Origin of the sequence: Natronococcus sp. A-GB1, from assembly GCF_029688845.1 — an archaeon.
Lineage (GTDB): Archaea > Halobacteriota > Halobacteria > Halobacteriales > Natrialbaceae > Natronococcus.
On sequence record NZ_JARUKW010000001.1, the window covers coordinates 102963 to 129217 of the forward strand.

Consider the following 26255-nt stretch of genomic DNA (forward strand, 5'->3'; position numbering starts at 1 on the left):
CCGGGCCGGTCGTATTCAGAGTTGTTTGAACATGGCGGTTATTATAACCTCTGGTTCGAACAAATCGTTCGTGACAACAGGTTCCACAGACCAGTCCGATCGTCTGGGGAGTCTCGCTTCTGGGGACCGCTCGTCGAGAACGGTCGAACGGGATCGGCGGCACCGTTCGCACCCGGCTACCGATACGAGTCGACCCTGTATAATTCATCCGATCACGAACGATCTGTCCAGATATGAGGTGCGAAGCGAACGATTCGCAACAACCGTCCGTACGCTGCCACGGTCGGACGGAAAACGAACACACCGATACCGCTTCGAAGAGTGAGGAACGACCGATGTTCACGTCACAGAGAACCTCACTCCCCGGAAAACTCGTCGAACGATGTCGATTCGTGACTGCGGACGAGTACCTCGTCCGTGATCGTTAAGCCGATGTCCGACAGCTCCTGTGCGACCGGCGTGATGTCCTGGTCGGTCTCCCCGACGGCCGTGACGAGGAGGTTCTCCTCGCCGGTGACGAGTTCCTGGACCGAGATGACCGCCGGAATGTCGAGTATCTCTTCGATGTACTCTCCGCGATCGGGGATCGGCGCCGTGCAAAACAACAGCATCCGGATCGGGTAGCCGGACTTCGTGTAGTCGATGTCGGCGCTGTACCCCTTGATTATCCCCTCCGACTCCAGGCGCTGGATGCGCTTTCGGACCGTACTTGAGGAAGCGTCGGTCCGCTCGGCCATCTCGCTCGAGGAGAGGTTTCGGGCTTCTTTCTGAAGCGCATACAAGATCTCCCGGTCGGTCGCGTCGAGATCGTACTCGGTCATACGTAGGGTTTTCCACGGGAAATATAAGGGACTTCGCCCCCCAGAACTCCCGAGACACTGATGGAAATGACATAAGGATAGCGGAAGCCCACGACTTTAGTCGTAGGGGGAAGTCACAAAGCGGTAAATCGCCCGGTAGCCGCGTCGCTGTTGTCCGATGAGCGTGTGAACGGAACACACGTCGGGACACGAGTCGCAGGCTTTATACGTCCCGCACGTCTCCGTTCAGAAGCAATGGCGAAAGGAACCGTTGATTTCTTCAACGACACTGGCGGCTACGGATTCATCGAGACTGAGGACGCGGACGACGACGTGTTCTTCCACATGGAAGACATCGGCGGCCCGGACCTGGAAGAAGGTCAGGAGCTCGAGTTCGACATCGAGCAGGCCCCCAAGGGCCCGCGCGCGACGAACGTCGAGCGCCTGTAAGGCAGAATTCGTAACGGTATCGGCTCTTGACTGCAGTATTTTCACACTTTTGAGCGACGGCGCCGTCGACCTCGTCGGTCGAAAACGTCGACGGTTCAGTTCGGTCGTGGCTCGGTCCAGCCGATCTGCCAGTCGCCGAGTAGCCGCACCAGCGCAGAGGATATCGCTCCGAGGAGCCCGATCGTGATGACCCCAACGATGATCGTGGGGTACGAGCCGCTCGTGTAGGCCGACCAGGTCAGGAATCCGAGCCCGGTGCCGCCGGCGACCATCTCGGCGGCGATGAGGTTGACCCACGCGAGTCCCATCCCGACGATCATGCCGGCGTGAATCGCGGGCAACGCGCCGGGAAAGATAACGTGACGGAACGTCTGATAGGAGTTCGCCCCGAGCGACTGGGCGGCGCGCGGATACTCGACCTCGACGCCGCGTGCCCCCTGGACCGTGTTCAACAGGATCGGGAAGAACGCGCCGAGGAACGTGATGAACATGATCGAGAGTTCGGCCGCCGGCAACACGAGGATCGTGAAGGGGATCCACGCGATCGGCGGAATCGGTCGCAGCATCTCGAGCGCGGGGAACGTGAGATCGGCGAAGATCGTGTACCGTCCGATCAGCAGCCCCAGCGGGACCGCAACCGCCGCTGCGACGACGAACGAGGCGAGCACGCGGATCGTGCTCTGTATCGTCGAGATCCAGAAGTCGTCCCGGTACAGCTCGGCCACGTACGCGTCGGCTACCTCGACGGGGGTCGGCAGTCCGGCGATCAGCCCGAACCGGCTGGCGACGAACCAGAGCACCGGCACCGCGAGGATCGACCCCAACCGGACGAGTCGGCGACGCGACTCCATCAGGCACCGTCCTCCTGTTCGAGCGCGCGCTCGGCTTCCTCGCGGATGACCGAGAGCGCCCGTTCGCGTAGTTCGGTGAACCGGTCGGTAGTAACGACCTCGGGATCGCGCGGCCGGTCGATATCGACGTCAATAACGTCTTTGATCTGGCCCGGACGGGCGGTCATGATCGCGACGCGGTCGGCCAACAGGATCGCTTCCTCGACGTCGTGAGTGATGAACAACACCGTGCGGTTGTCGCGTTCCCACACCTCGAGGAGCTTCTTCTGCATGATCTCTTTCGTCAGCGCGTCGAGCGCACTGAAGGGCTCGTCCATTAGCATAATCGCAGGGTCGTTCGCGAGCAGGCGGGCGAGTTCGGCCCGCTGTTGCATTCCACCGGAGAGTTCCGAGGGGTAGGCATCCTCGAAGCCGTCGAGACCCATCTCGTCGAGTATCGACTCCGCGCGTCCCTCTTCGACGCCCTCGTGCATCCGCGGGCCGAACTCGACGTTTTCCTTGATCGTCTTCCAGGGGAACAGCCGGTTCTCCTGGAAGACCACGCCGCGTTTCGGATCCGGGTCCGTGACTGGCGTGCCGTCGACGACGACCTCGCCCTCGGTGGGCTCGAGGTAGCCGGCGATGCACTCGAGGACGGTACTCTTTCCGCAGCCGGACGGGCCGAGTAACGCGACGAACTCCTCGGCGGCCACGTCGAGGTCCATATCCTCGACGGCGACGACGTGTTCGCCCTCGGGATCGTACGTCTTGTTCAGGTTATCGAGCGCAATTGCGCCGGTCTTGCCCGTCGTATCTGGAGCCGGTTCAGCGGTCGAGGCATCGTCGGTGGGGTCGTCGTGTTTGCTCATAGTTGGGTGAAACGGTCGTCAGTTGGTCTCCTGCCAGCGGGTGAGGTAGTGGCCGGTCCGGTGGACCGCCGCAGCCGAGACGTACCCCAGAAAGCCGATCGCGATCATGCCGACCGCGATGACCTCGGTCTGGAGCAGCCGGTAGGCCTGGAAGATGATGTAGCCGATGCCGACGCCGCCGGCGATCATCTCGGCAGCGACGACCGTGATCCACGCCAGCCCGACGCCCAGCGAGACCCCGGTGACGATCGACGGCAGCGTCGCGGGGACGATCACGTGTCGGAAGATGTCGCGTGATCCGGCACCCAGGCTCGCTGCCGCCTGGACGTACTCTGCCTCGACGGTCTTGACGCCCTCGATGGTGTTGATGAGGATCGGGAAGAACGCGCCGACGAACACCACGAATATCACGCCGCTGCGGAACGTCGGCAACAGGAGCAGTGCGATCGGGACCCAGGCGACCGGCGGAACGGGTCGGAACACCTCGAGCGCCGGGAACAGCGCGTCCTCCCAGCGGCGGCTCGTCCCGATCGTCAGTCCGAGCGGGATGGCGACGAGCACCGCGATGGTAACCGCGACGAGGACGCGAAACGCCGAGAACGCCGCGTGTTCGTAGATCGTCTCTCCGCCTTCGGTCATCGCCGTGCCCGAAAGTGCCTCGAGCAGTGCCGCGAGCGTCGTCTCCGGGCCGACGAACGTGTCGAACCCGAGCACGCCGAAGCGGACTAACGCTGACCAGAGGCCGAGAAACAGGACGATCGACAGCAGCTGCCGAACGCGCTTGGTGAGCATCGGAACCGTTCCCCCCTCGAACCGCCGCTGAATCCGTTCGATGGTGGTCGTGCTCATCGTTCGGCCCCCCGAAGCGGGTCCCAGTCGGCGTCGTCCTCGAGGTCGTCGACGGCGGTCTGGAGGGGGTCGGTCTGGTACCGTTCCTCCGGCGGCACGTGCGAGATGACCTCCTGGTCCTCGTAGAGAAACTCCGGGGCCTCCCGCTTCATCAGCTCCTCGGCCTCGTCGACCGCCTCGAAGTCGGTGTAAAACAGCATCCGTTCGACGTCCGGGCTGGCATCCGGCGTCTCGTACAGCGTCGCGCGCAGCGTCTCGCGCTCGTAATCTCGCAGCTGGCCTTCCTCCTGGATGAGATCCAGTGTCCGCTCGGGATCGTTCGCCATGATGTGTTTCGCCTCGAGTTCGGCTTTCATCCAGCCGACCGCGGCCTCCGGGTGCTCCGCGACCAGCGAGTCGAGCATCAGGATGCCGGCGGCGTCGTGCATGCCGTAGTCGGCACCCGAGAACAGAAACTCCGCCGCGTCGGCCTGTACGACCGAGCGCGACACTGTGGGTTCGAAACCGGCCCCGGCATCGAGGTTCCCTTCCCGGATGTTCGTCGCGATCGTCTCCATCCCCATGTCGGAAATCTCGATGTCGATCCCCTCTTCCTGAACCGCCTCGAGGAGGAACCGGTGGGTGCAGGTTCCGGTCGTAACCCCAACCTCGCGGCCGTCGAGGTCTTGTGCGTCCTCGATACCGCTGTCCTCGGCGACGAAGCCGAGGTTACACTGCTGTCCTTCGGAGAAGCCGGCGATTCCGACCATGTCGATCGCCGTCTCCTCGTTCGCGATCGCCGTGATCGTCGGCATGTCGCCCGTGTATCCGATATCGTTCTGTTCCGAGATCATCTTGTTCCCGATCACGGCGCCCTGCAGGGCGACTTCCCAGCTCGCGACCGAGTACCCCTCGGGCAGGTGTTTCTCGGCGAGGTCGGCGTGACGGATCACGAGCGCCGACCAGGATTCGGTGTAAAACGGTTGATAGCCGACGATGAACGACTGATCGTCGAATCCTGCGAGCGCACCGCCGAGGATTTCGCTCTCGGCGCAGCCGGCGAGTGCGCTCGCGCCGAGTACACTGGAGGTCTGGAGTAACCGCCGTCTGCTCACTCCCCTTTCGTCGTTCGTCTCCCTCGCCCGACCGTGTGTATCTCGACGTTTCGAATTCATGGATCACTCCGATTTTCCGCAGGATATCTCGTTCTGGATTCGACGGATACTGTCACTCCGGTATCAATCATTAAAGGTTATTAGTGAGAAGCCGCCGGCCTGCACACGCAGCCCTACTAGACCTGTCGAGCGGTGCACGACGTGGCAACACGATTCGATCGCCGCCGTCCCCAACGCCGAGCGAGACGGACGTCGGTGCCCGATTCCGACCGTGGAGACCCGGACGATTTTGTACGTGCGACGCCGACCCGTAGACATGTCCAAACCACTGCTCCGTCGCAGCGACGACGTCGAGTACGAGCCAGTCGACGCGGCCGACGGCCTCGAGAAGGGTGTCCTGATCGACGAGAGCCACGGCGCGCCGAACTTCGCGATCCGACGGTTTACGCTCGCAGCGGGGGCCGAGGTACCCGAACACACGAACGAAGTCGAACACGAGCAGTACGTCCTCGAAGGACGGTACGTCGTCGGCATCGGAGACGAAGAGTACGAGGTTGAGGCCGGCGACTCGCTGTTGATCCCCGCCGGCACCGTCCACTGGTACCGCAACGAAGGCGACAAGCCCGGCGCGTTCCTCTGTGCAGTGCCCAACGGCGACGACGAGATCGAACTGCTCGAGTGAGCGACCGCCCGGTTATATACTTCCGACGGCCGAACCGGCCGAACAGTCGTGAACGTCCTTCTCGTACTGGGTCACCCTCGGACGGATAGCTTCTGTGGCGCACTGGCCGACGCCTACTGCGAGGGTGCCCGCGAGGCCGACGTCGACGTGCGCGAACTCGCCGTCGCCGATCTCGAGTTCGATCCCGACGTTCGCGTCGAGTCACCGGAGAACCAGTCCCTCGAGCCCGACCTGCAGGCCGCCGAGCGGGACCTCGAGTGGGCCGACCACCTCGTCTTCGTCTACCCAAACTGGTGGGGGACGATGCCCGCCCGGCTCAAGGGCTTCTTCGACCGCCTCTTTCGGCCCGGCTTCGCCTTCTCCTTTTATGAGGAGGGCGAGGGCGCAGGTAAGGAGGAGCTGCTCGACGACAAGACCGCCGAGCTGATCGTCACGATGGACGTCCCGCCGCGGATCTACCGTTGGCTCCTTCGCCAGCCCGGCAACCACGCCCTCAAGCGCGCGACGCTCGGCTACGCGGGCGTTCGGACGACGCGGGTGACCAACCTGGGTCCGATCGAAAGCTCGGATCTCGAGGAGCGCGAGGGCTGGCTCGAGGACGTACGGGAACTGGGTCGAAGCCTGGAGACGGGGCCGGAGTCGCGGCTGGGGCGGACGAAACGGGCGGCGACGAGCTGGCTGAAGGCGCTCCGGTTGCAGTTCTACCCGATGGCCTGGATCGCCTACACGATCGGTGCGCTGGCGGCGGTCGGCTCGGGCGCATTTTCGACCGGGGCGTACTGGCTCGGACTCGGATTTCTGTTCTTCCTCGAGGCCGCGACGGTGTTTTCCAACGAGTACGCCGACTACGAGACCGATCGACGGAACACCTTCGCCGGGCCGTTCACCGGAGGCTCCCGGGTGCTGGTCGACGGCGAACTGTCGTTCGGGCAGATCCGAGCCGGGATCGCTACTTTCCTGACGGTGACTGCCGCGTTCGCCGGGGCCACGCTCCTCGCCGGAGCGGGATCGACGGCGGCGACCGCGGGGACGATGGGGGCCCTCGTGGCACTGGCGCTCGGATACACGCTCTCGCCGCTGAAACTCGCCTACCGCACGCTGGGCGAACTGGATGTCGCGGTCACCCACAGCGTCGGCGTCCTGGTACTCGGGTTCGTCGTCCTCGGCGGCGCGTGGCACGATCCGCTGCCGTGGCTGCTGGGACTGCCCTTCCTGCTGTCGGTGCTGCCCTCCATTACCCTCGCGGGCGTGCCCGACGTCGACGCCGACCGGCTCGCGGGCAAGCGGACGATCGCGGCCCGGTTCGGCGTCGGCGCCGCCGCGGCGGTCGCCGCGACGACGGCCGTCCTCGCCGCCCTGACGGGCGCGCTCTGGCAGTTGCTGGATCTCGTTCCCGGCTACGGTCCCGCGATCTACCTCGGGCTCGTCCACGCAGCCGCGATCGGCTGGCTGCTTCGGAGCCGACTCGAGCCCGACGCGGGCGCCCAGCGTATCGACCTCCTGATGATGGTCTCGCTGAGCTACATCACCTGGTTCGGCGTCGTTCCGCTGGTCGGGCTGCTGTGACTCGAGCAAGGATTCGATTACACCGAGACGAGCACGAGTCCGAACCGCTCAAGTACGCCAGCCGACTATACTATCCCGTGTCGCAGCAGGTCCAGGACGTCGAAACGATCTTTTGTCACGAGACGGGCGGCGACTACCTCGTCGTCGTCCAGCGGGACGGCAAGCGGCTGTTCCGGGCGAAGCTCGGACTCTCCGAGACCTCCGCGGGTCCCCGGCCCGCGAAGTTCCGGTTGAAGGACGGCTCGAGTGAAGAACCCCGACAGCCCGACGAGTTCGTCGAGCTCGCCCGTCGAGCGAAGCGCATCCGCATCTCCGAGCAGACTCCGTCCGAGAAGCGTCGCGAGCTCACCGAGATGTTCGCCGGCTACCAGCTCGAGGACAAGGTCAAGGCCGTCCGGACCTGTCGCTACTGCGCCTCCGCGGGACGGTACTCGCCGGTGACGACCGAGACCGCGGTCAAAGACGACACCGACTGGATCTGCCGGGACTGCGCCCGCCAGGAGCTCGAGCGTCAGCTCTCCTTTTCCGGCGGCGGGGCGGTCACCGGGGCCGCGAAGGAACGACTCGAGGAGTTGATGCTCGAGGTCCAGGACCTCCAGCGGATCGTCAACCTGCTGCAGGGACAGCTCGACCCAGACCTCACCCAGTTCGACACCATTTCGGCGACGACCGACGAGGTCGACCCCGTCCGGACCGACTCGCTGAGCCTCCATCCCGGGCTGCAAGGACTGCTCGAGGACCGATTCGAGACCCTGCTCCCGGTCCAGAGCCTCTCCGTCGAGAACGGCCTTTTCGATGGAGAGGACCAGCTCGTCGTCTCCGCGACCGCGACCGGGAAGACGCTCGTCGGCGAGATGGCCGGGCTCAACCGGGTTCTGAACGGCAAGGGGAAGATGCTGTTTCTCGTCCCCCTCGTCGCGCTCGCCAACCAGAAACACGAGGACTTCGAGGACGAGTACGGCCACCTCGTCGACGTCTCCCTCCGGGTGGGTGCGAGTCGGGTCACGGATAACGGCAACCGGTTCGACCCCAACGCCGACGTCATCGTCGGCACCTACGAGGGGATCGACCACGCGCTGCGGACGGGCAAGGACCTCGGCGACATCGGGACCGTCGTCATCGACGAGGTTCACACCCTCAAAGAGGAAGAGCGAGGCCACCGACTCGACGGGCTGATCTCGCGGCTCAAACACACCACCGAGCAGCGCGCGGCCCGACGGGACGACTACGGGGGCGCTCAGTGGGTCTACCTCTCGGCAACCGTCGGCAACACCGAACAGCTCGCCGAGGTCCTCGAGTCGACGCTGATCGAGTTCGAGGAGCGACCCGTGCCGATCGAGCGTCACGTCACCTTCGCCGACGGCCAGGAGAAGGTTCGCATCGAGAACAAACTCGTCAAGCGGGAGTTCGACACCGAGTCCTCGAAGGGGTACCGCGGCCAGACGATCATCTTCACCAACTCCCGCAGGCGGTGTCACGAGATCTCGCGCAAGCTCGAGTACTCCGCCGCGCCGTACCACGCCGGGCTCGACTACGGCCGCCGCAAGCAGGTCGAGCGCCAGTTCGGCGAGCAAGAACTGTCCGCCGTGGTGACGACTGCCGCCCTCGCGGCTGGCGTCGACTTCCCCGCCTCGCAGGTGATCTTCGACTCGCTGGCGATGGGTATCGAGTGGCTCTCGGTCCAGGAGTTCCACCAGATGCTCGGGCGAGCCGGTCGTCCCGACTACCACGACGAGGGGAAGGTGTACGTGCTGGTCGAACCCGACTGCTCGTACCACGGCTCGATGGAGATGACCGAAGACGAGGTCGCGTTCAAGCTCCTCAAGGGGGAGATGGAGTCCGTAATGACCCACTACGACGAAGACGCCGCCGTCGAGGAGACGCTGGCGAACATCGTGGTCGGCGGCAAGGCCGCCAAGCGCCTCAACGGTCGGATGCTCGGGGAGGTGCCGACCAAACACGCGATCGGAAAGCTCCTCGAGTACGGCTTCATCGACGGCTTCGAGCCGACACCGCTCGGTCAGGTCGTCACCCAACACTTCCTCTCGCCCGGCGAGGCGTTCTCGCTGGTCGACGGAATTCGGAAGGAGGCCCACCCGTACGACCTGATCGCCGATATCGAGCTTCGGGACGACGATCTGTAGGAGTTCGGTGAAGAGACGTGAGAACGGAGACGGTGGACGAAACGGACTACTTCTCGAGTCAGGGGACGAAGGCGACGCCGAACAGCGAGAGCAGCAACACCAACAGCGAACCGGGCAGCCCGCCGATGGCGACGATCAGGAGCGCGATCGGCGTGATCGCGACCGAGACACCGAAGACGGCCTGCGCCAGAAACAACACGAGCAGGCCGACGACTGCGTTGACGATGAACGGACGGACGGTTTGGATGATCGTCGTTGCGCCGAGGACGGCAGCGAGAACGAGCACCAGTAGGAGAATCTCGAGTCCTGTGACCATATTCGAGCGTAGCGAGCGAAGCGAGGAAAGGCGTTCGGTACGGAACGAAACCCTTTAAACGATCCACCCGGAAAGGATGATACGGGATCGTGGGTTAGCTTGGTATACTTCGGGCCTTGGGTGCCCGTGACCCCGGTTCAAATCCGGGCGATCCCATACTTCTGCTGCGAGCAACTCCGCGAGTAGCAGCAATCTGACAGAGCGCGGATTTGAATTATAGTAACAACTGAAACTGTTTGCACACCGATCGCACAGCCGTCGTGCGATCGGATGCGCACTGACTTTCAGTGGCTACTATAGAGAACGGCGAGCATCGCGAGCCGTTCGCGTGGTTCAGAATCCGGGCGATCCCATACTCCCGGTGCGAACGAGCTTGTGAGTGGCATGATACGAAGAGCGGAGATTCGAATCAGGGAGCTGCCCTGCTCCGACCGTGGTTTAAACCCAGCGCCCCCGTTGTCGCGAGCGGCGAGCTCGTGACGAGCGATCGGGGTTGTAGGAGCCGAGGTTCTGCGCGAACGCAGGTTCTCGAGTATAGTTCAGATTCGGACGATCCCGATTCCGACACACACCAGGAACTCCTCGAGGCATTCCCTTCGACGACACATCTTGGAAAAACGCGCGACCGACGCTATCGGTCGCCGGCGGCCGAATCGCGTCACTCCTCGACGCCGAACACTTCGGTCTCTCACTCGGACGCGAGCCGGCTGGTCAGCCGGCTCGCGCAGTCTGTGTTCGTAGACCAGATGATGCTCGAGGGATTCCCCGCGCGAGATCGATACGACACCGTCGGCGTCGGAATCTCGGCGTCCGAAAGCGTGCCCTCGACGAGCGTTCCGGACAGAGCCGACGGATCAGGCAGCGTCTCCCGACAGAATCGGCGACCTTCGCATAAGTATCTCGATTTCTGCGTTTTCGGTTTACGGTTGTCCTCCGTGGTAGCTTTCAGAAGTGCGAAAGCCAAGCCTTAACCGTGTGCCGGAATACTGAATACTCGTAATGGCAAACGGTACGGTTGACTTCTTCAACGACACAGGCGGTTACGGTTTCATCGAGACTGAGGATGCTGACGAGGACGTGTTCTTCCACATGGAAGACGTCGGCGGCGAGGACCTGACTGAGGGAACCGAGATCGAGTTCGACATCGAACAGGCCCCCAAGGGTCCGCGCGCGACGAACGTCGTTCGCGAGTAACTAATCCGGTATCCGGTCGCCGAACGGCGACCGAACCGATTTCTACACCGATCGAACGATCGCCGTTCGATCGACGCACTTCACCCGAGTAGTGGCGACGATAGGACGACCCGCTGGCGGCCCCGAAGCCGGTCGCTCACAGGGTGTGTCTGTACCCACACTCCGGGCAGTAAACGACGCCGGATTTCACGAGCGTGAAGCTTCGGCTACAGCGCGTGCACGGACAGCCGACGGAGAGACCAGTCTCCCGGGCCAGCGCCGCAATCGTTCGCTCGAGCTGGCGCTGTCGGTTCTCGATCGTCTCGAGGCGTTTCGTGGTCGCCTCGAGGCGGTTGATTACCGCCCGTTGACGGGTAGCTTCCGAACGCGATGCCGATCGGGGGGTCATACGGCCGGTACGCGCCCAGCGAACAAAAACACATCTACGGTCGGAGTCAGAGAACGAACGAAAGTCAGGAGACGACACGTGCAACCCGAACTGTTTCTACCGACCGTCCAAAATTGGCCGTATGGTAGCGGTCTCCGAACGACCGAAGCGCTGGCTCGTCAACGGCATCATTCTGACGATCCCGCTCGTCGTGACACTGCTCGTGTTGCTCGTCGTTATCGATTTCGTCCTCGGAATCCTCTCGCCGATCGTCGCGGGCGTACAGTACGTCTGGCCGAACGAGCCGCCCCGGATCGTGATCCAGCTAACGACGCTAGCGTCGCTGGTCGGATTCTTCCTGGTGATCGGGTTCATTGCCGAACACACCCCGGGGAAACACCTCTCGAGGCGGGTTCACGCGACGGTAGAGACGATTCCCGGTGTGAGCACGCTCTACGAGAGCGTCCGACGAGCGAGCGACATCCTCGTCGACGACGAGACGGACCAGTTCAAGGAGGTCAAGCTTGTCGAGTTTCCCCACGACGACGCCTACATGTTCGGCTTTTTGACGGCGGATACTCCGACGGAGATCGAAGAAACCGTCGGGGGCGAGGAGATGATGACGATCATGGTTCCGCTGGGACCGAATCCGACGACGAACGGCTACGTAATGCACGTCTCGGCCGAACACGTCTACGACGTCGACATCACCGTCGAGGAAGCCGTCCGGTCGATCGCGACACTCGGCGTCTCCGTCGACGAACTCGGTACGGAGACGGCCGACGACGCGGACGAACGGGCAGCCAACGACAGGCCGTTCGGCTCGAGCCAGAGGTGAGACCACGGTCGCTCGAGACTTCGACCGCGATCAGTTTCGCCCCGCTTTGCAACCATTTATACACGATGGCGACCCTACGAGAGTGCAATGGCGCAAGCGGGAAATTCTGAACTCGTCGACTCCTTCGAGCAGTTCTTCCGCAACTACTACGACAACGAAATCAAGCAGCTTGCGCAGCAGTACCCCAACGAGCAGCGATCGCTCCACGTCGACTGGCAGGATCTCTACCGGTACGATCCGAACTTGGCTGACGACTTCCTCGCCCAGCCCGAACAGCTCCAGCGCTACGCCGAAGAGGCCCTGCGGCTGTACGACCTGCCGATCGACGTCAGCCTCGGCCAGGCCCACGTTCGGATCCGGAACCTCCCCGAAACCGAGTCGCCCGAGATCCGGGAGATCCGCGCCCGCGATATGAACTCCCTCGTGCAGGCTCGAGGGATCGTCCGAAAGGCGACCGACGTTCGCCCGAAGATCGAGGAGGCCGCCTTCGAGTGCCAGCTCTGTGGGACCCTCACGCGAGTCCCCCAGTCCAGTGGTGACTTCCAGGAACCCCACGAGTGCCAGGGCTGTGAACGCCAGGGGCCCTTCCGCGTGAACTTCGACCAGTCGGAGTTCGTCGACTCCCAGAAACTGCGCATTCAGGAGAGTCCTGAAGGCCTCAGGGGCGGCGAGACACCCCAGTCGCTCGACGTCCACGTCGAGGACGATATCACCGGCGAGGTGACTCCCGGCGATCACGTCTCCACGACCGGCGTCCTCCGCCTCGAGCAACAGGGCGACGGCCAGGACAAGTCTCCGGTGTTCGACTTCTACATGGAGGGGATGTCCGTCGACATCGACGAGGAGCAGTTCGAGGACATGGACATCACCGAGGAGGACAAAGCGGAGATCGTCCGGCTCTCCTCGAGCGACGACATCTACGAGCAGATGGTCGGCTCGATCGCCCCCTCGATCTACGGCTACGAACAGGAGAAACTCGCGATGATCCTCCAGCTCTTTTCGGGCGTGACGAAGCAGTTGCCCGACGGCTCGAGGATCCGCGGCGACCTGCATATGCTACTGATCGGGGATCCGGGTACCGGGAAGTGTTTAAAAGGCGATTCGAAGGTCGCCCTCTCAGATGGACGAACGGTTCCGATCCGCGAACTCGTCGAGGCGAACCTCGAGGACCCGAAACCGATCGACGACGGCTGGTACGACGAGATCGATCTCGAAGTGCCGTCGCTGCAGGACGACGGCTCGATCGCCCCACAGCAGGCGACGAAGGTCTGGAAGCGTGAGGCTCCCGATCGGATGTATCGGATTCGGACCTCGAGCGGGCGCGAACTGGAGGTGACGCCATCACATCCACTGTTCGTCCCGACTGCCGGCGGCTATCAGGCAGTTCGTGCGGATAACCTGTCGGTCGGGGATTCCGTCGCCGTGACATCGACGGGGACGGGATCGGTCAGCCGAGCAGCCGAAGTGGAGAGATCCGTTCTCGCCGATGGCGGAACGGTAACCGCCCACGGAAGTGCCGAGACCGATCGTATCGTTTCGATCGATTCCCTCGAACCCGACTACGAATGGGTGTACGACCTCGAGATCGAAGAGACGCACAACTACGTCTCGAACGGAGTCATCTCACATAACTCCCAGATGCTGGGCTACATCCAGAACATCGCTCCTCGCTCCGTCTACACCTCGGGCAAGGGTTCGTCCTCGGCGGGTCTCACCGCAGCAGCGGTTCGCGACGACTTCGGCGACGGCCAGCAGTGGACTCTCGAGGCCGGTGCGCTCGTCCTCGCCGATCAGGGGATCGCGGCAGTCGACGAGCTCGATAAAATGCGCAGCGAGGACCGCTCGGCCATGCACGAGGCCTTAGAGCAACAGAAGATCTCGGTCTCGAAGGCCGGCATCAACGCCACGCTCAAGTCCCGCTGTTCGCTGCTGGGCGCCGCGAACCCCAAGTACGGTCGATTCGACCAGTACGAGCCGATCGGCGAGCAGATCGACCTCGAGCCGGCCCTGATCTCGCGGTTCGACCTCATCTTTACCGTTACGGACCAGCCCGACGAGGAGAAGGACAAGAACCTCGCCGAGCACATCCTCACGACCAACTACGCGGGGGAGCTGACGACCCAGCGCGAGGAGATGACCTCCCTCGAGGTCAGCGAAGAGGAGATCGAGGAGATGACCGAGCAGGTCGATCCCGTCATCGACGCCGAGCTCCTCCGAAAGTACATCGCCTACGCGAAACAGAACTGCCACCCGCGGATGACCGAGGAGGCCCGAAAGACGATCCGCGATTTCTACGTCGACCTGCGCGCGAAGGGAACCGACGAGGACGCCCCCGTTCCCGTCACGGCTCGAAAGCTCGAGGCGCTCGTTCGCCTCTCGGAGGCAAGCGCCCGGGTGCGCCTCTCCGATACGGTCGAGCAACGAGACGCCGAGCAGGTCGTCGAGATCGTGCGCTCGTGTCTGCAGGACATCGGCGTCGATCCCGAAACGGGAGAGTTCGACGCCGACATCGTCGAGGCCGGCACCTCGAAGTCCCAGCGCGACCGGATCAAGAACATCAAGGGACTGATCAGCGACATCGAGGAGGAGTACGACGAGGGTGCGCCGGTCGACATCGTTCTCGAGCGCGCCGACGAGATCGGCCTGGACGAGTCGAAGGCCGAACACGAGATCGACAAGCTCAAACAGAAGGGCGAGGTCTACGAGCCGAGCACTGATACGCTCCGGACGACGTAGCGCCGACGGACGCTACCGCCCTTGTTCGTCGATGTCGAGCGCCGTCGACCGGATCGTCGCGGGCGCGACGTCGGCGACGTCGGCCGCGTCGACCTGAGTCACCGACGGCCACTCCTCGCGCTCGGCGGCGGCTTTGTACAGACAGGCTGCGGCGACGCCGCTAGGGTTTCGACCGCCGACGCTGCCGTTCTCGAGCAGCGTTGTCGCGTGTTCGCGGGCCCGGTTCTCGACGGTCGTCTCGAGGTCGAGTTTCGTGGCGAACCGCGGCAGGTACTGCGTCGGATCGATCGGCCCCGTTGGAAGCTCGAGGTCGCGGTTCAACGCGTCGTAGGCGGCCTTGAGTTCGGCCTCGTCGGCGCGGGCGACTGCAACGATCTCGTCGATCGTTCTGGCGAAGGAGTTGATTCGACAGGTAGCGTACACTGTGGCCGCAGCGAATCCCTCGATCGACCGACCCTGAAGCAGCCCCTCGGACTGAGCAGACTTGAAGAGCGAACAGGCTTGCTCTCTGACGGAGTCCGGAAGCGAGAGCAACGCGTTGACCCGTTTGATTTCGGTGAACCCGTACACCTGATTTCGGTCGGCTTTCGTGGAGATGCGAGCGCGGTTGTGTTCCCGACGAAGTCGGGCGATCTGGCGCCGTTTACGGCCGGTTAGGCGGGAACGAGAACCGGTTCCGTAGCCGATCTCGGTCGAGAGTCCGCGGTCGTGTCGCGACCGCGTCAACGGTGCACCGGTTCGACGTCGGTCGGGACCGTCGTCGAACGTTCGCCACTCGGGTCCGCGGTCGATAGCGTCCTCTCCGGAGACGAGACCGCACTCCTCGCAGATACGTTCAGTTTCCGTCGTCCGCAGTCGTCCGCCGCACTCGGAACAGCACCCGTTCGAATCATCTGCAGCCATTGGTAATATTCACCAGCTAGGAAAAACTATGGCGCGCCCTGCTACTTAAAATATAAGATTTCCTCTAGAAACCACTGAAATTAAATCTGGGTTTCGTCCGAACCGGTCGGTTGCCGGTCGATCAAAAGCGGTGGAGCTATCGCCCTGGCCGGCTCTCGCCCGTGAGGTGCTCGAGCACGCCCTCAGTCGTCGCCGGAACGGGTTCGGGGTCGTCGCCAGCGGCAGCCGCCGCGTCGGGGTCTTTGAGCAAGTGACCGGTCGTGAGGCAGGCGACTCGCTCGTCCTCGGTGACGATCCCCTCCGCGCGGAGTTTCCGCAGGCCGGCGACCGAGGCCGCGGAAGCGGGTTCGACGCCGACGCCTTCGCCGGCGAGGTCGCGCTGGGCCTCGGTGATTTCCTCGTCGGAGACGGCGATCGCCGTCCCCTCGGTCTCGCGGATCCCGGGCAGCGCCTTTGGGGCGTTAACCGGATTCCCGATCCGAATTGCCGTCGCTCGGGTCTCGACGTCATCCCAGCGCCGAACCTCGTCCGAACCGTTCTCGACTGCCTCGACCATCGGTGCGGCGCCTGCGGCCTGGACGCCGGTAAGTTTCGGCACGTCCTCGCGGTCGATCGCGCCCGCCTGGAGGAGTTCGCGGAACGCCTTGTACAGCGCCGCGGTGTTTCCCGCATTGCCGACCGGAAGGACGATTCGGTCGGGGAACGTGCCGTAGTCGTCGCGGAACGCTTCGAGGATCTCGAGGCCGATCGTCTTCTGGCCCTCGAGCCGGAAGGGGTTCAGCGAGTTCAACAGGTAGGCCTCGCCCTCGGCCGCGAGCTCCTGGACGATGTCGAGACAGGCGTCGAAGTTGCCGTCGACCTCGAGGATACGCGCGCCATGAAGGCTCGCCTGGGCGACCTTGCCCGCGGCCACCTTCCCTGCCGGAAGGAGCACGAGCGTCTGCATTCCGCCGCGGGAGCCGTAGGCTGCAAGCGCGGCGCTGGTGTTGCCCGTCGACGCGCAGGCCAGCCGATCGACGCCGAGTTCCTTCGCGACGGCCACCCCGACGGTCATCCCGCGGTCCTTGAAACTCCCGGTGGGGTTCATCCCCTCGTGTTTGATCCGGACGGCCTCGAGCCCAAGGTCGTCCTCGAGTCGCGGGACTTCGTACAGCGGCGTCGCTCCCTCCTGGGTCGTGACTCCCGACTCGAGCGGCAGGGCGTCGGCGTAGCGCCACACCCCTCGTCCCTCGAAGTCGTCGAACGTCGGGAGGTCGGCGTAGCGGACCTCGAGCAGGCCGTCGCAGGCGTCACAGGTGTAGCGGACGTCCTCGAAGGGAGCGAACGTCTCGCTGCAGTCGATACATTCGAGCCAGACACCGTCGGTCGCGTCGTTCGGGACGGCGGGTTCGTCCGGGGAGAGACTGAGACTCATTACCTGAACGTGGGAGGCGACGGAGAAAAGTGGGCTGATTGGCGTGAGCGCTGCCACCGCTCAGGAGACCGCTACTCGCCGTCGAACTCATCGATCACGTCGTGAACCGTCGCCGTCCACGTATCGAGGGCTCCGTGGAGAATCGCCCTGACTTCCGGGAGTGTGACGGCGGTGTACTGGTAGACGTATCCCCCGCCCTCGAGGAGGCGGCGATCGCGCCGAACCAGTCCGCGTTCGTACAGCGTCGCCATCGCGCGGTTGATCGTGCTCCGGTCGCGTTCGAGCGGGCCCTCGAGTTCGTCGATCGTACTCCCGGGCTGATCGACGAGCGCGAGGTAGGTCCGCGTCTCGTGGGGCTCGATCCCGAACACGCAGCTCATCACCGTCTCGAACGACGGGTTCGACGATTCCATCAGTTCGCCGAGGCGGTGTTCGGGATCGGGCGCCATACGCTTCCTACGACCTCGTACGTGAAAGAGTCACTCACTCTCCGGACGGCGACGCTCCGTACCCCATGTTTCGGATGCAGGTGCGCATCTCGCGCTCGCTCTGGTGGCGGTGTAATCGCGTCGGCGTATCGCAGTAGTACACCGAGCCGTCGTATCGAAGCGTGACCTCGTGTTCGTCGCCCAAGGTCGTTATGCTGACGACGACCCGGCGACCACTCTGGATCGCCTCGAGAATCGCGTCGAACTCGAGGTCACCTGTGGCGATTCGAAGCGGGTCAGTCATCGGTACGAGCTGCGCGAGCGCGGTCAAAGAACCTTCGCGTCCCGACCGTTCTTACGGTCGGTTCGACGTTCGTGCATCGCCGGTGCCAGACCGGGATACCGCTACGCACCCTCGAGCCCACTGCTATTACATGGCATCCAAAGTACGAACTCGGACGGACGAACGAACCGGGACCGCATTCGAGTCCTGGCAGGCCGGCGTCGTCGGCGGAATCGCCGGCGCGATCGCCTTCGGCGCGCTGATGGCGGTCCAGATGCCCGCGATGCTCGAGATGGGAATTCCCGCGATGTACGGGCTTGAGGGCGGACTCGTCGGCTGGATCGTCCACGTCTCTCACGGCGCGGTGATCGGCGTCGTCTTCGCCGCCCTGCTTACGATTACCGGCCAGTCGCAGCGCGGCGTCGTTCGAACGACTAGTCTCGGCCTCGCCTACGGGGTCGTCGTCTGGGCGAGCCTCGCGGTCGTGGTCATGCCAGTCTGGCTCTCGCTCGTCGGTTTCCCGATGGCACCGCCGCTGCCGAACATCGACGTCGGGAGTCTGGTGGGCCACGCCGTCTACGGCGTCGTCCTCGGTGCGGCGTACGGGTTCCTCGAGCGCTAACGCGGAAAACGGGCGGCTGGCTACTCGAGAAGCCAGCTTAACAGCGCCTTCTGGGCGTGGAGCCGATTCTCGGCCTGATCGAAGACGACCGAGCGGTCGCTCTCGATGACGGCGTCGGTGATCTCCTCGCCACGGTGGGCGGGCAGACAGTGCATCACCGAGGCGTCGTTCGCGCCCTCGAGTAGCTCCGAGTTGACCTGGAACCCTTCGAAGGCGTCCATCCGGACGTCGTACTCGTCCTCTTGGCCCATGCTGGTCCAGACGTCGGTGTAGACGACGTCCGCATCGGTGACCGCGTCGACGGGGTCGGTCGTCGTCGTCGGGTCGCCGCCGAGTTCGCGAGCGCGCTCGAGGACGGCGTCGTCGATGCCGTAGCCGTCGGGTGTCGCAATCGTCAGGTCGATGTTGGCCAGCGCTGCGCCGATCACGAACGACTGGGCGACGTTGTTACCGTCGCCGACCCACGCCGCCGAGACGCCGTCGAATCCGTCCATCTCCTCGCGGATCGTCAGCAGATCGGCGAGCGTCTGACAGGGGTGGGCATCGTCGGTCAGACCGTTGACGATAGGTACCGAGGAGTATTCCGCGAGTACCTCGACGTTGTCGTGTTTGAACAGTCGAGCCATCACGACGTCGACGTACCGCGAGAGCGTTCTCGAGGTGTCTTTTAGGGGCTCACCACGGCCGAGCTGGATGTCGTCGGCGCCGAGGAAGACCGCGTGGCCGCCGAGCTGAGTCATTCCCGTTTCGAAGGAGACCCGGGTTCGCGTGCTCGGCTTCTGGAAGATCATGCCGAGGGTCTGGCCGGAGAGATCGGTGTGATCCTCTCCGTTTTCCTGGGCACGTTTGTACCGCTCCGCGCGCTCGAGTACCACCTGTAGCTCCTCGCGAGAGAGGTCGTCGATCTCGAGGAAGTGCCGCGGCTCACTCATTTGCTCTCGCCTCCGCGGAGGGTCGTCGCGACCCGAGTCAGCACGTCGACCGACCGATCGAACTCCGAAAGCGAGAGGCGCTCGTTAGGCGCGTGATCGAGATCGGAGTTTCCCGGGCCGTACGTGACCATCGGACAGCCCCACGCGCCGGCGTAGAGGTTCATGTCGCTGGTTCCGGTCTTTCGAACCAGCCGCGGATCGCAGCCCTCCTTGCGGATCGCCGCGCGGAACGCGCGAGCGACCTCGGTTCGGGGACTTTCCATCACGGGCGGAATCGGTTCGGCCCAGGAGACGGTGCCGATCTCGAGTTCGGCCTCGGCCGTTTCGCGGACCGATTCGGCGTCGAGCGACGGAGGGATCCGAAGCTGGGCCTGCAGGGTCGCCTCGACGGAGAGCCCGTCCTCGCTGATCCCGCCGTCGATGTCGACCGGTTTTGCCGTCACGCGCTCGAAGACGGGCGTGTACTCGTCCTGTTCGAAGGCGGCCTCGACGTTCGTCCACCACTCGGTGGCGTGCTGGATCGCGTTGGGCTCGGGTCGGGAGGTGTGGCCCGACTCGCTGGTCGCGACGTAGGTGCCGGAGAGAAAGCCCCGGTACCCCAGCGTGATCCCGGTCGTGCCGCTCGGCTCGCCGTTGATGACGGCGTCGGGTTCCTCGCGGTCGACGACCAGGTGGCGAGCCCCCTGGGAGCTCGTTTCCTCGCCGACGACGCCAACGAAGGAGACGCCCGTTCGGACGGCGGCGACGGCCATCGCGGCCAGCGGGCCGGTGGCGTCGACGCTGCCACGACCCCAGAGGACGTCCTCACCTTCCTCGTCGGCGACCTCGTCCTCGACGTCTTCTGCGTCCGCGGGGCGGACCTCGACCGGGATCTCGCCCGGAACCGTATCGACGTGAGAGGTCAGGAGAGCCGCGTCGTCCGCGGGCGCGCGAACGTTGCCGACCTCGTCGATCCAGGCCTCGCGGCCGTTCGCCGAGAAAAATTCGACGAGACGCTCGGCCGCCTTCCGTTCCTCGCCGGTCGGCGAGGGGATCGCGACGAGATCGACCAGCAGGTTCCGGGCGTCCTGCCGGGAGACGTCGGTCGCACCGGTCGTACTCGCGTTCATGATTCGGGTGTGGCTTCGGGCGCGATGGTTTCCGTCAGCGCGTCGACGAGCCGATCCGCGTCGTCCTCGTCGATCACGAGCGGCGGCAGCAGACGCAGGACGGTCCGACCCGCCGGCAGCGCCAGGATCTGGTGGTTCATCGCCAGATCACGGGCGACGCGGTTCGCACCACGTTTCAGCTCGATCCCGACGAGCAGTCCCTCGCCGCGGACCTCGCGGACCGCGTCGCCGAGGGCAGCCTCGAGTTCGTCGACGAGGTAGTCGCCCATCTCGGCGGCGTGGGCGGGCCACTCCTCCTCGACCAGCGTCGAGATCGTCGCGTGGACCGCCGCGGAGACGACGGGGCCGCCACTGAACGTGGCGTTGTGCGAGGCCGCGCCGTCGGCGATCCAGTCCTGGACTGCGACGGCGCCGACGGGCAGGCCGTTGCCGAGGCCCTTCGCCGCGGTGAGCACGTCGGGCGTGACGCCCGCGTTCTGGCAGGCCCACATCGAGCCCGTGCGGCCCATCCCGGTCTGGACCTCGTCGAAGACGAGCGCCGCGCCGGCCTCCCCGGTCAGCTCGCGGGCGGTCTCGAGGTAGCCCGCAGGTGGGACGTTGATCCCGCCCTCGCCCTGGATCGGCTCGAGGATGACCGCTGCGGTCTCGTCGTCGACGGCGTTGGCGAGCTCCTCCCCGTCACCGTAGGGGACGAACTCGACGTCGCCGGCCAGGGGCTCGAACGGCTTCTTGTACTTGTCCTTCCAGGTGGCCGCGAGCGAGCCCATCGTCCGGCCGTGGAACGAACGGGTCGCCGCGATGATCTTCGACTCGCCGGTCGCAGAGCGGGCGAACTTCAGCGCGGCCTCGTTGGCCTCGGTCCCGGAGTTACAGAACCAGGCCGACTCGAGTTCCTCCGGTGTGGCCGCGACGAACGCGGCGTAAGCGTCCTCGCGCGACTGGACGGGAAACGAGGAGTCGACGAACGTCAGCTTCTCGACCTGCTCGCAGACCGCGTCGACGACCGCGGAATGGCTGTGGCCCAGTGGCGTACAGGCGTAGCTCGCGCCGGCGTCCAGGTACTCCGTGCCGTCGGTACTGTAGAGGTGCGGTCCCTCGCCGCGCTCGATGCCGATCGGCTTGCTGCCGGAGATGAAGTCGTGATCGCTCATTTCGTGGCCTCCTGTGTGGCTTCCGCGTCCGTTTCGTCGTCGGCGAGCACGCCGGGTTCGAGGGTCGTCCCTTCGCCTGCGAGCGCACTCGAGATCGGTGCGTCCGCGTTCGCCGTCGCAACGATGACCGACGAGGCGCCACCATCAAGGGCCTCCTTGGCGGCCATGACCTTCTTGGTCATGAACCCCTCGGCAGCGTCCGTGACGGCCTCGAACTCCTCCGGGGTCGTGGCCGACTCGATCTTCGTCGACTCGTCGTCGGGATCCTCGCAGATCCCCGAGACATCGGTGAGAACGACCAGGTCGGCCTCGAGCGCACCCGCGATCGCCGCCGCGGCGCGGTCGGCATCGGCGTTGACGGCGGTGTACCCGCCGCCTTTTTCGGCTCCGAGCATCGGGACCGAGACGACGGGCGTGTACCCGCCCTCGAGCATCGTCTCGAGCAGATCGGCGTTGACCGACTCGATCTTCCCCGAGTGGTCGCCGCGCAGGATCTTCTTCTTGCCGTCCACCTTCGCGCGGACGGCCGATTTTCGCTTGCCCTCGAGCAGTTTGCCGTCCGTTCCCGAGAGCCCGACGGCGTTGACGCCCTCGTTTTGTAGACTCTCGACGAGATCCGTGTTGAGCTTGCCTGGCATCACCATCTTGAAGACGTCCATGGTGTCTTCGTCGGTGAAGCGGCCGACGACGCCACCAGGCGTCTCGACGTAGGTAGGCTCCTGGCCGAGGTCCTCGAGAGTCTCGTCGACGGCCGTCGAGCCGCCGTGCGTGAGGACGACATCCTCGCCGTCCTCGACGAGGGAGGCGACGTCGGCGAGCGCACCTTCAGGATCGACGGCGCGAGCGCCGCCGATCTTCACTACCACGGTCATCTCAGGGTGCCCCCACGGGGTGGAGCCCCGTAAACTCGAGTCCGGCCGTCTCCTCGAAGCCGAGCGCGATGTTCGCTGCGTGGACCGCCTGTCCCGCAGAGCCCTTCATCATGTTGTCGATCGCCGAGAAGACGACGATCCGCTTGTTCGATGGGTCGAGTTCGAAGCCGACCTCGGCGAGGTTCGTCCCTGCCACGGATTTCGGTTCCGGATAACGGTAGACGCCGGAGCCGCCCGCGGCCATGCGGACGAACGGCTCGTCCTCGTAGCATCCTCTGTACGCCTTCCAGAGGTCGCCCTTCGAGACCGGCCCGGACGGGAAGACGTGGCCCGTCGCGCTGGCGCCGCGGATCATGTCCACGGCGTGGCAGGTAAACGCCACGGAGGTGTCCAGAAACTGTTCGATCTCGGCCTCGTGACGATGTCCCGTCGGCGCGTAGGGGCGAACGACGCCCGAGCGCTCCGGATGGCTCGAGGCCTCGCCGCCGCCGGCACCACCCTCCGAAGAGCCGACCTTCACGTCGACGACGACCTGCTCGCCGCCCTCGAGAATTCCGTGCTCGAACAACGGGTACAGTCCGAGAATGGTGGCGGTGGCGTTACAGCCGCCGCCGGCGATCAGCTCCGCACCGGGGAGATTCTCGCGATTGACCTCGGGGAGCGCGTACTCGGCCTTTTCGAGGTATTCGGGTGCGGTGTGGCCGTCGTACCACTCCTCGTACTGTTCCTCGGTGTCGAGGCGGAAGTCCGCCGAGAGGTCGACGACCGTATCCGCGACCTCGAAGAACTCGTCGACCTGCCCCATCGAGACGCCGTGTGGCGTTGCCGCAAAGAGGACGTCGACACTCTCGAGATCGTCGGGTTCGGTAAAGCGTAGGTCGGTCCCGCGAAGCGGCGGGTGAACCGAGCCGACGCTCTTGCCGGCCTTCGAGCGACTCGTCACTTCCGCGAGCTCGAAGTTGGGGTGGCCGGCGAGCAGTCGGAGGAGTTCTCCACCCGTGAAACCGCTCCCGCCGATGACGGTCGCGGTGACGGTCTCGCTCGACTCCTCGGTGCTGGCGTCGGTACCGACGGCCATCAGAACGTCACCTCGACTTCCTGGGAGTCGTTCTCGGCGGCTTTCTCCTCGAGCCAGTCGACGACGGTTCCCGCGATGTCGGTCTCGACGGCGTCGTTGAGCGCCTTGAACTCGACGGTGTGGTTGACCTCGTGGACGGTGTACCCATCGTCCGTCTCCATAAGGTCGATACCCAGCAGTCCGCCGCCGACGGCGTCGCTGGCTTTCTCGACGAGTTCGGTGGCTTCGTCGTCAGGTTCGAAGACGTTCGTCTCCGCACCCTTTGCGGCATTCGTGATCCAGTGGTCCGACGAGCGAACCATTCCCGCGACGGGTTCGCCGTCGATCGCGACGACGCGGATGTCGCGGCCGGGTTTCTCGACGAACTCCTGGACGTAGAACACCTTGTGCTCGTAGTGGCCGAGCGTCGCCTTGTGCTCCAAGATCGCCTCCGCGGCGTCGCGGGAGTCGATCTTGGCCATCAGACGACCCCAGGAGCCGACGACGGGTTTGAGCACGCAGGGGTAGCCGAACTCCTCGATCGCCTCGAGGGCGGTCTCCTTGGTGAACGCGACCTTCGTCGCGGGCGTGGGGACCCCGGCCTTCTCGAGTGCGAGGCTGTTCTTGACCTTGTCGGCACAGATCTCGGCCGTCTCGTTGCTGTTGACCACGGGGATACCGTAGGCCTCGAAGAACTGCGTCGCGTAGAGGCTGCGGCTCGTGGCGAGACAGCGGTCGACGACAACGTCGAGGTCGGCGAACGCCTCAGGAGCCTCGCCGATGTCGAACGTCTGCTTGCGGACGTCGATCTTCGTGACCTCGTGGTCGCGCTCGCGCAGCTCCGAGAGGAGGAGCTTCTCGTCCTTGCGGATCCGGGAGTAGAGTATTCCTATCTGCAAGGTCACTCACCCCAGTCCTCTTCGAGCTCCGGGGCTCGCTCGAGGACTGGCGGCTCGGTGTCGACGACTTCCAGCTCGGCTCCACAGGTCGTACAGTCAACGATCTCTCCCACTTCCAGATCGTCGTGCAGGGACACTTCCGCCCCACACTCGACGCATTCTGTCATTGTACTCCACACTGGGACCGCGGTACCCTTAAAACCTTCGAACCTAACAGAAAAGTTACAATAGACGCACTACACACTAACGGTGTGTGACTGGCGTTTTCCGGCAGATTTTGTCCCTCGTATCATTCAGGTTGTGTATCGTCCCCCGGCGGGGACGGCGGCGGGGTCGCCACGCTCGGCCGAACCGGGTCTCGAGGGGCGAACCGATCAGACATACCGGTTCACCTCCTCACGAAGCGCCGCGTGGGCGTCCTCGAGCACCTCGTCGGTCGTCGCCCGCGTCGCCTCGTCGGCCGCGAGCGTCTCGCGAGCCGACTCGAGCTGGTCGGTGACCGCCTCGGGAGCGGGTCCGCCCCGCGAGTCCCGGCTCGCAACGCTCGCCTCGGGGTCGAGGGCGTCCTCGACGGCGGCGGGATCGACGAACGACTCGAGCGGTTCGCCCAGTACGTCCCCTGCGGCGGCCTCGAGGGCGTCGTAGTCTCCCCCGTTCTCCGCAGCGTGGGCGACCATCTCGTGAGCCGTCCGGAACGGCAGTCCGTTCGCCGCCAGCAGGTCGGCGACGCCGGTCGCCGTCGAGAAGCCCGCACCGGCCTCCGCCGCGAGCGCCTCGTCGTTCCAGTCGGCCGTCGCGACCGCGCCCGCCGCGACCTCGCCGGCCTCCGTTACGGCGTCGACGGTCTCCCAGGCGTGGGTCGTCGCCCGCTGTAAGTCGCGGTTGTACGCGCGGGGCAGCCCCTTGAGCGTCGTCGTCAGCCCCTGAACGCCGCCCGCGGCGTCGCCCGCGACCGCACGGACGAGCTCGAGCGTGTCCGGGTTCTTCTTCTGGGGCATGATCGACGACGTCGACGAGTAGTCGTCCGCGAGGTCGACGAACCCGCGGTTCGCGAAGATAATGAGGTCCTCCGCGAGTCCCGACAGCGTCGTCGCGTGGGTCGACAGCGCCTGGGTCGTCTCGAGCAGGAAGTCCCGACTCGAGGAAGCGTCCATCGAGTTCTCGACGACTCCAGCAAAGCCCAGCAGGTCGGCCGTGCGCTCGCGATCGATATCGAACGTCGTCCCCGCGAACGCCGCACCGCCCAGCGGCGACTCGTTGATCCGTCCGTACGCGTCGAGCAGGCGTTCGGTGTCGCGACGGACCGCCCCCTCGTAGGACAGCGCCCAGTGAGCCACCGTCGTCGGCTGGGCCGGCTGAAGGTGCGTGTAGCCGGGCATGATCGTCTCTCGGCCCTCGTCGGCAACGTCGAGCAGCGCCTCGCGCAGCGCGAGTGTCGTCTCGACGGCGTCGAGGACGTCCTCGCGCAGGCGGTAGCGGATGCAGGTCGCGACCTCGTCGTTGCGCGAGCGGGCGGTGTGCATCTTCCCACCCTCCTCTCCGATGCGTTCGATGACGGCGGTTTCGATGGCCTCGTGGACGTCTTCACCGTCGGGCAGCGAGTCGTGGCCGTCGACCTCGATCGCGTCCAGCGCCGTCAGGATCTCCCCGGCGGTGTCGTCCGCGAGGATCCCCTGTTCGGCGAGCATGAGGGTGTGGGCGCGGTCGACCTCGAGGTCGGCCTCGAAGATCCGCTCGTCGGCCGCAAGCGAGGAGAGGAAGCTCCGTGCGGGGCCGCCGCTGAAGCGATCCCGTCGGACGACACCTGTGTCGTCCAGTCCGTCCGCGTCGGGAGCTTCCTCTCCGCTCAT

Annotated in this window: 27 protein-coding genes and 1 tRNA gene; 9 read left to right on the forward strand and 19 right to left on the reverse strand. The window is 64.9% G+C overall.

Annotated elements, in window-relative coordinates; all coding sequences use genetic code 11:
- Positions 1-356: 356 nt before the first annotated feature.
- Positions 357-821, reverse strand: coding sequence for a winged helix-turn-helix transcriptional regulator (locus QA600_RS00485; RefSeq protein ID WP_278290020.1), 465 nt, complete (start codon positions 819-821; stop codon positions 357-359).
- 234 nt (positions 822-1055) lie between these two features.
- Here QA600_RS00485 and QA600_RS00490 point away from each other — a divergent pair, with 234 nt between their 5' ends.
- Complete coding sequence (locus QA600_RS00490) at positions 1056-1250, forward strand: cold-shock protein (RefSeq protein WP_005554588.1); 195 nt, start codon at positions 1056-1058, stop codon at positions 1248-1250.
- Between the two features lie 95 nt (positions 1251-1345).
- On the opposite strand, the gene QA600_RS00495 is transcribed toward QA600_RS00490, so the two are convergent.
- Genes QA600_RS00495 through QA600_RS00510 form a run of 4 tightly spaced genes read right to left on the reverse strand, consistent with a single transcriptional unit; the run spans position 1346 to position 4892 of the window.
- Positions 1346-2101: an ABC transporter permease gene (locus QA600_RS00495; RefSeq protein WP_278290021.1), complete on the reverse strand. Its 756-nt coding sequence runs from the start codon at positions 2099-2101 to the stop codon at positions 1346-1348.
- Complete coding sequence (locus QA600_RS00500) at positions 2101-2949, reverse strand: ABC transporter ATP-binding protein (RefSeq protein WP_278290022.1); 849 nt, start codon at positions 2947-2949, stop codon at positions 2101-2103. The genes QA600_RS00495 and QA600_RS00500 overlap by 1 nt, the downstream gene beginning before the upstream one ends.
- A gap of 18 nt (positions 2950-2967) precedes the next feature.
- A complete protein-coding gene (locus QA600_RS00505) occupies positions 2968-3798 on the reverse strand; it encodes an ABC transporter permease (RefSeq protein WP_278290023.1) in 831 nt (276 codons plus the stop codon).
- A complete protein-coding gene (locus QA600_RS00510; protein ID WP_278290024.1) occupies positions 3795-4892 on the reverse strand; it encodes an ABC transporter substrate-binding protein in 1098 nt (365 codons plus the stop codon). The genes QA600_RS00505 and QA600_RS00510 overlap by 4 nt, the downstream gene beginning before the upstream one ends.
- A gap of 316 nt (positions 4893-5208) precedes the next feature.
- Here QA600_RS00510 and QA600_RS00515 point away from each other — a divergent pair, with 316 nt between their 5' ends.
- The 3 genes from QA600_RS00515 to QA600_RS00525 all read left to right on the forward strand — a co-directional run bounded on the left by QA600_RS00515 (position 5209) and on the right by QA600_RS00525 (position 9284).
- The gene (locus QA600_RS00515; RefSeq protein WP_278290025.1) at positions 5209-5574 is read left to right on the forward strand and encodes a cupin domain-containing protein; all 366 of its coding nucleotides are present in this window, start codon (positions 5209-5211) and stop codon (positions 5572-5574) included.
- A 48-nt stretch (positions 5575-5622) separates the two neighbouring features.
- Entirely contained in the window at positions 5623-7140 is a 1518-nt protein-coding gene (locus QA600_RS00520) for an NAD(P)H-dependent oxidoreductase (RefSeq protein ID WP_278290026.1), read from the forward strand.
- A 77-nt stretch (positions 7141-7217) separates the two neighbouring features.
- Entirely contained in the window at positions 7218-9284 is a 2067-nt protein-coding gene (locus QA600_RS00525) for a DEAD/DEAH box helicase (protein ID WP_278290027.1), read from the forward strand.
- 58 nt (positions 9285-9342) lie between these two features.
- Here the strand turns inward: QA600_RS00525 and QA600_RS00530 are convergent, their stop codons facing one another.
- The gene (locus QA600_RS00530) at positions 9343-9600 is read right to left on the reverse strand and encodes a pro-sigmaK processing inhibitor BofA family protein (RefSeq protein ID WP_278290028.1); all 258 of its coding nucleotides are present in this window, start codon (positions 9598-9600) and stop codon (positions 9343-9345) included.
- 83 nt (positions 9601-9683) lie between these two features.
- On the opposite strand from QA600_RS00530, the gene QA600_RS00535 reads away from it, so the two are divergent.
- Positions 9684-9756 (forward strand) — tRNA-Pro (locus QA600_RS00535).
- A gap of 843 nt (positions 9757-10599) precedes the next feature.
- A complete protein-coding gene (locus QA600_RS00540) occupies positions 10600-10794 on the forward strand; it encodes a cold shock domain-containing protein (RefSeq protein WP_005554594.1) in 195 nt (64 codons plus the stop codon).
- Between the two features lie 136 nt (positions 10795-10930).
- On the opposite strand, the gene QA600_RS00545 is transcribed toward QA600_RS00540, so the two are convergent.
- Positions 10931-11182: a hypothetical protein gene (locus tag QA600_RS00545; protein WP_278290029.1), complete on the reverse strand. Its 252-nt coding sequence runs from the start codon at positions 11180-11182 to the stop codon at positions 10931-10933.
- A 121-nt stretch (positions 11183-11303) separates the two neighbouring features.
- Here QA600_RS00545 and QA600_RS00550 point away from each other — a divergent pair, with 121 nt between their 5' ends.
- Positions 11304-11999, forward strand: coding sequence for a DUF502 domain-containing protein (locus tag QA600_RS00550; RefSeq protein WP_278290030.1), 696 nt, complete (start codon positions 11304-11306; stop codon positions 11997-11999).
- Between the two features lie 87 nt (positions 12000-12086).
- The gene (locus QA600_RS00555) at positions 12087-14735 is read left to right on the forward strand and encodes an ATP-binding protein (protein ID WP_278290031.1); all 2649 of its coding nucleotides are present in this window, start codon (positions 12087-12089) and stop codon (positions 14733-14735) included.
- A 12-nt stretch (positions 14736-14747) separates the two neighbouring features.
- Here QA600_RS00555 and QA600_RS00560 read toward each other — a convergent pair whose 3' ends face one another.
- From QA600_RS00560 to QA600_RS00575, 4 genes are all read right to left on the reverse strand, one after another.
- Positions 14748-15638 carry a transcription initiation factor IIB family protein gene (locus QA600_RS00560; RefSeq protein ID WP_278290032.1) on the reverse strand — a complete coding sequence of 297 codons (891 nt, stop codon included), beginning with the start codon at positions 15636-15638 and terminating at the stop codon, positions 14748-14750.
- A 136-nt stretch (positions 15639-15774) separates the two neighbouring features.
- Positions 15775-17052, reverse strand: coding sequence for a threonine synthase (thrC, locus tag QA600_RS00565; RefSeq protein WP_278290033.1), 1278 nt, complete (start codon positions 17050-17052; stop codon positions 15775-15777).
- 71 nt (positions 17053-17123) lie between these two features.
- Positions 17124-17501: a helix-turn-helix domain-containing protein gene (locus QA600_RS00570; RefSeq protein WP_278290034.1), complete on the reverse strand. Its 378-nt coding sequence runs from the start codon at positions 17499-17501 to the stop codon at positions 17124-17126.
- Between the two features lie 34 nt (positions 17502-17535).
- Entirely contained in the window at positions 17536-17784 is a 249-nt protein-coding gene (locus QA600_RS00575) for a hypothetical protein (RefSeq protein ID WP_278290035.1), read from the reverse strand.
- Positions 17785-17914: 130 nt separating this feature from the next.
- Between QA600_RS00575 and QA600_RS00580 the strand changes: the two genes are divergently transcribed.
- Positions 17915-18385, forward strand: a complete 471-nt coding sequence (locus tag QA600_RS00580; RefSeq protein WP_278290036.1) for a histidine kinase — start codon at positions 17915-17917, stop codon at positions 18383-18385.
- Between the two features lie 20 nt (positions 18386-18405).
- Here QA600_RS00580 and argF read toward each other — a convergent pair whose 3' ends face one another.
- From argF to argH, 8 genes are all read right to left on the reverse strand, one after another.
- On the reverse strand, positions 18406-19317 hold the full coding sequence (argF, locus tag QA600_RS00585) for an ornithine carbamoyltransferase (RefSeq protein ID WP_278290037.1): 912 nt from the start codon (positions 19315-19317) through the stop codon (positions 18406-18408).
- Positions 19314-20426: a [LysW]-lysine hydrolase gene (locus tag QA600_RS00590; protein ID WP_278290038.1), complete on the reverse strand. Its 1113-nt coding sequence runs from the start codon at positions 20424-20426 to the stop codon at positions 19314-19316. Before QA600_RS00590 ends, argF begins: the two co-directional genes overlap by 4 nt.
- A complete protein-coding gene (locus tag QA600_RS00595; RefSeq protein ID WP_278290039.1) occupies positions 20423-21577 on the reverse strand; it encodes an aminotransferase class III-fold pyridoxal phosphate-dependent enzyme in 1155 nt (384 codons plus the stop codon). The genes QA600_RS00590 and QA600_RS00595 overlap by 4 nt, the downstream gene beginning before the upstream one ends.
- The gene (locus QA600_RS00600) at positions 21574-22449 is read right to left on the reverse strand and encodes an acetylglutamate/acetylaminoadipate kinase (protein ID WP_278290040.1); all 876 of its coding nucleotides are present in this window, start codon (positions 22447-22449) and stop codon (positions 21574-21576) included. Before QA600_RS00600 ends, QA600_RS00595 begins: the two co-directional genes overlap by 4 nt.
- A gap of 1 nt (position 22450) precedes the next feature.
- Positions 22451-23527: an N-acetyl-gamma-glutamyl-phosphate reductase gene (gene argC, locus QA600_RS00605; RefSeq protein WP_278290041.1), complete on the reverse strand. Its 1077-nt coding sequence runs from the start codon at positions 23525-23527 to the stop codon at positions 22451-22453.
- Positions 23527-24411, reverse strand: a complete 885-nt coding sequence (gene lysX, locus QA600_RS00610; protein ID WP_278290042.1) for a lysine biosynthesis protein LysX — start codon at positions 24409-24411, stop codon at positions 23527-23529. Before lysX ends, argC begins: the two co-directional genes overlap by 1 nt.
- Entirely contained in the window at positions 24408-24572 is a 165-nt protein-coding gene (gene lysW, locus QA600_RS00615; protein ID WP_005554620.1) for a lysine biosynthesis protein LysW, read from the reverse strand. The genes lysX and lysW overlap by 4 nt, the downstream gene beginning before the upstream one ends.
- A 207-nt stretch (positions 24573-24779) precedes the next feature.
- Positions 24780-26255 (reverse strand): argininosuccinate lyase, encoded by a 1476-nt coding sequence (gene argH, locus QA600_RS00620; protein ID WP_278290043.1) that lies wholly within the window; start codon positions 26253-26255, stop codon positions 24780-24782.

Coding starts and splice junctions, on each gene's coding strand:
- QA600_RS00555 (WP_278290031.1), top strand. CDS start 12,087: ATGGCGCAAGCGGGAAATTCTGAACTCGTCGACTCCTTCGAGCAGTTC.
- QA600_RS00570 (WP_278290034.1), bottom strand. CDS start 17,501: ATGGCGCCCGATCCCGAACACCGCCTCGGCGAACTGATGGAATCGTCG.
- argC (WP_278290041.1), bottom strand. CDS start 23,527: ATGGCCGTCGGTACCGACGCCAGCACCGAGGAGTCGAGCGAGACCGTC.
- QA600_RS00540 (WP_005554594.1), top strand. CDS start 10,600: ATGGCAAACGGTACGGTTGACTTCTTCAACGACACAGGCGGTTACGGT.
- argF (WP_278290037.1), bottom strand. CDS start 19,317: ATGAGTGAGCCGCGGCACTTCCTCGAGATCGACGACCTCTCTCGCGAG.
- argH (WP_278290043.1), bottom strand. CDS start 26,255: ATGAGCGGAGAGGAAGCTCCCGACGCGGACGGACTGGACGACACAGGT.
- QA600_RS00575 (WP_278290035.1), bottom strand. CDS start 17,784: ATGACTGACCCGCTTCGAATCGCCACAGGTGACCTCGAGTTCGACGCG.
- QA600_RS00600 (WP_278290040.1), bottom strand. CDS start 22,449: ATGACCGTGGTAGTGAAGATCGGCGGCGCTCGCGCCGTCGATCCTGAA.
- QA600_RS00515 (WP_278290025.1), top strand. CDS start 5,209: ATGTCCAAACCACTGCTCCGTCGCAGCGACGACGTCGAGTACGAGCCA.
- QA600_RS00505 (WP_278290023.1), bottom strand. CDS start 3,798: ATGAGCACGACCACCATCGAACGGATTCAGCGGCGGTTCGAGGGGGGA.
- lysW (WP_005554620.1), bottom strand. CDS start 24,572: ATGACAGAATGCGTCGAGTGTGGGGCGGAAGTGTCCCTGCACGACGAT.
- QA600_RS00595 (WP_278290039.1), bottom strand. CDS start 21,577: ATGAGCGATCACGACTTCATCTCCGGCAGCAAGCCGATCGGCATCGAG.
- thrC (WP_278290033.1), bottom strand. CDS start 17,052: ATGAGTCTCAGTCTCTCCCCGGACGAACCCGCCGTCCCGAACGACGCG.
- QA600_RS00495 (WP_278290021.1), bottom strand. CDS start 2,101: ATGGAGTCGCGTCGCCGACTCGTCCGGTTGGGGTCGATCCTCGCGGTG.
- QA600_RS00550 (WP_278290030.1), top strand. CDS start 11,304: ATGGTAGCGGTCTCCGAACGACCGAAGCGCTGGCTCGTCAACGGCATC.
- QA600_RS00545 (WP_278290029.1), bottom strand. CDS start 11,182: ATGACCCCCCGATCGGCATCGCGTTCGGAAGCTACCCGTCAACGGGCG.
- QA600_RS00500 (WP_278290022.1), bottom strand. CDS start 2,949: ATGAGCAAACACGACGACCCCACCGACGATGCCTCGACCGCTGAACCG.
- QA600_RS00580 (WP_278290036.1), top strand. CDS start 17,915: ATGGCATCCAAAGTACGAACTCGGACGGACGAACGAACCGGGACCGCA.
- QA600_RS00590 (WP_278290038.1), bottom strand. CDS start 20,426: ATGAACGCGAGTACGACCGGTGCGACCGACGTCTCCCGGCAGGACGCC.
- QA600_RS00560 (WP_278290032.1), bottom strand. CDS start 15,638: ATGGCTGCAGATGATTCGAACGGGTGCTGTTCCGAGTGCGGCGGACGA.
- QA600_RS00490 (WP_005554588.1), top strand. CDS start 1,056: ATGGCGAAAGGAACCGTTGATTTCTTCAACGACACTGGCGGCTACGGA.
- QA600_RS00485 (WP_278290020.1), bottom strand. CDS start 821: ATGACCGAGTACGATCTCGACGCGACCGACCGGGAGATCTTGTATGCG.
- QA600_RS00530 (WP_278290028.1), bottom strand. CDS start 9,600: ATGGTCACAGGACTCGAGATTCTCCTACTGGTGCTCGTTCTCGCTGCC.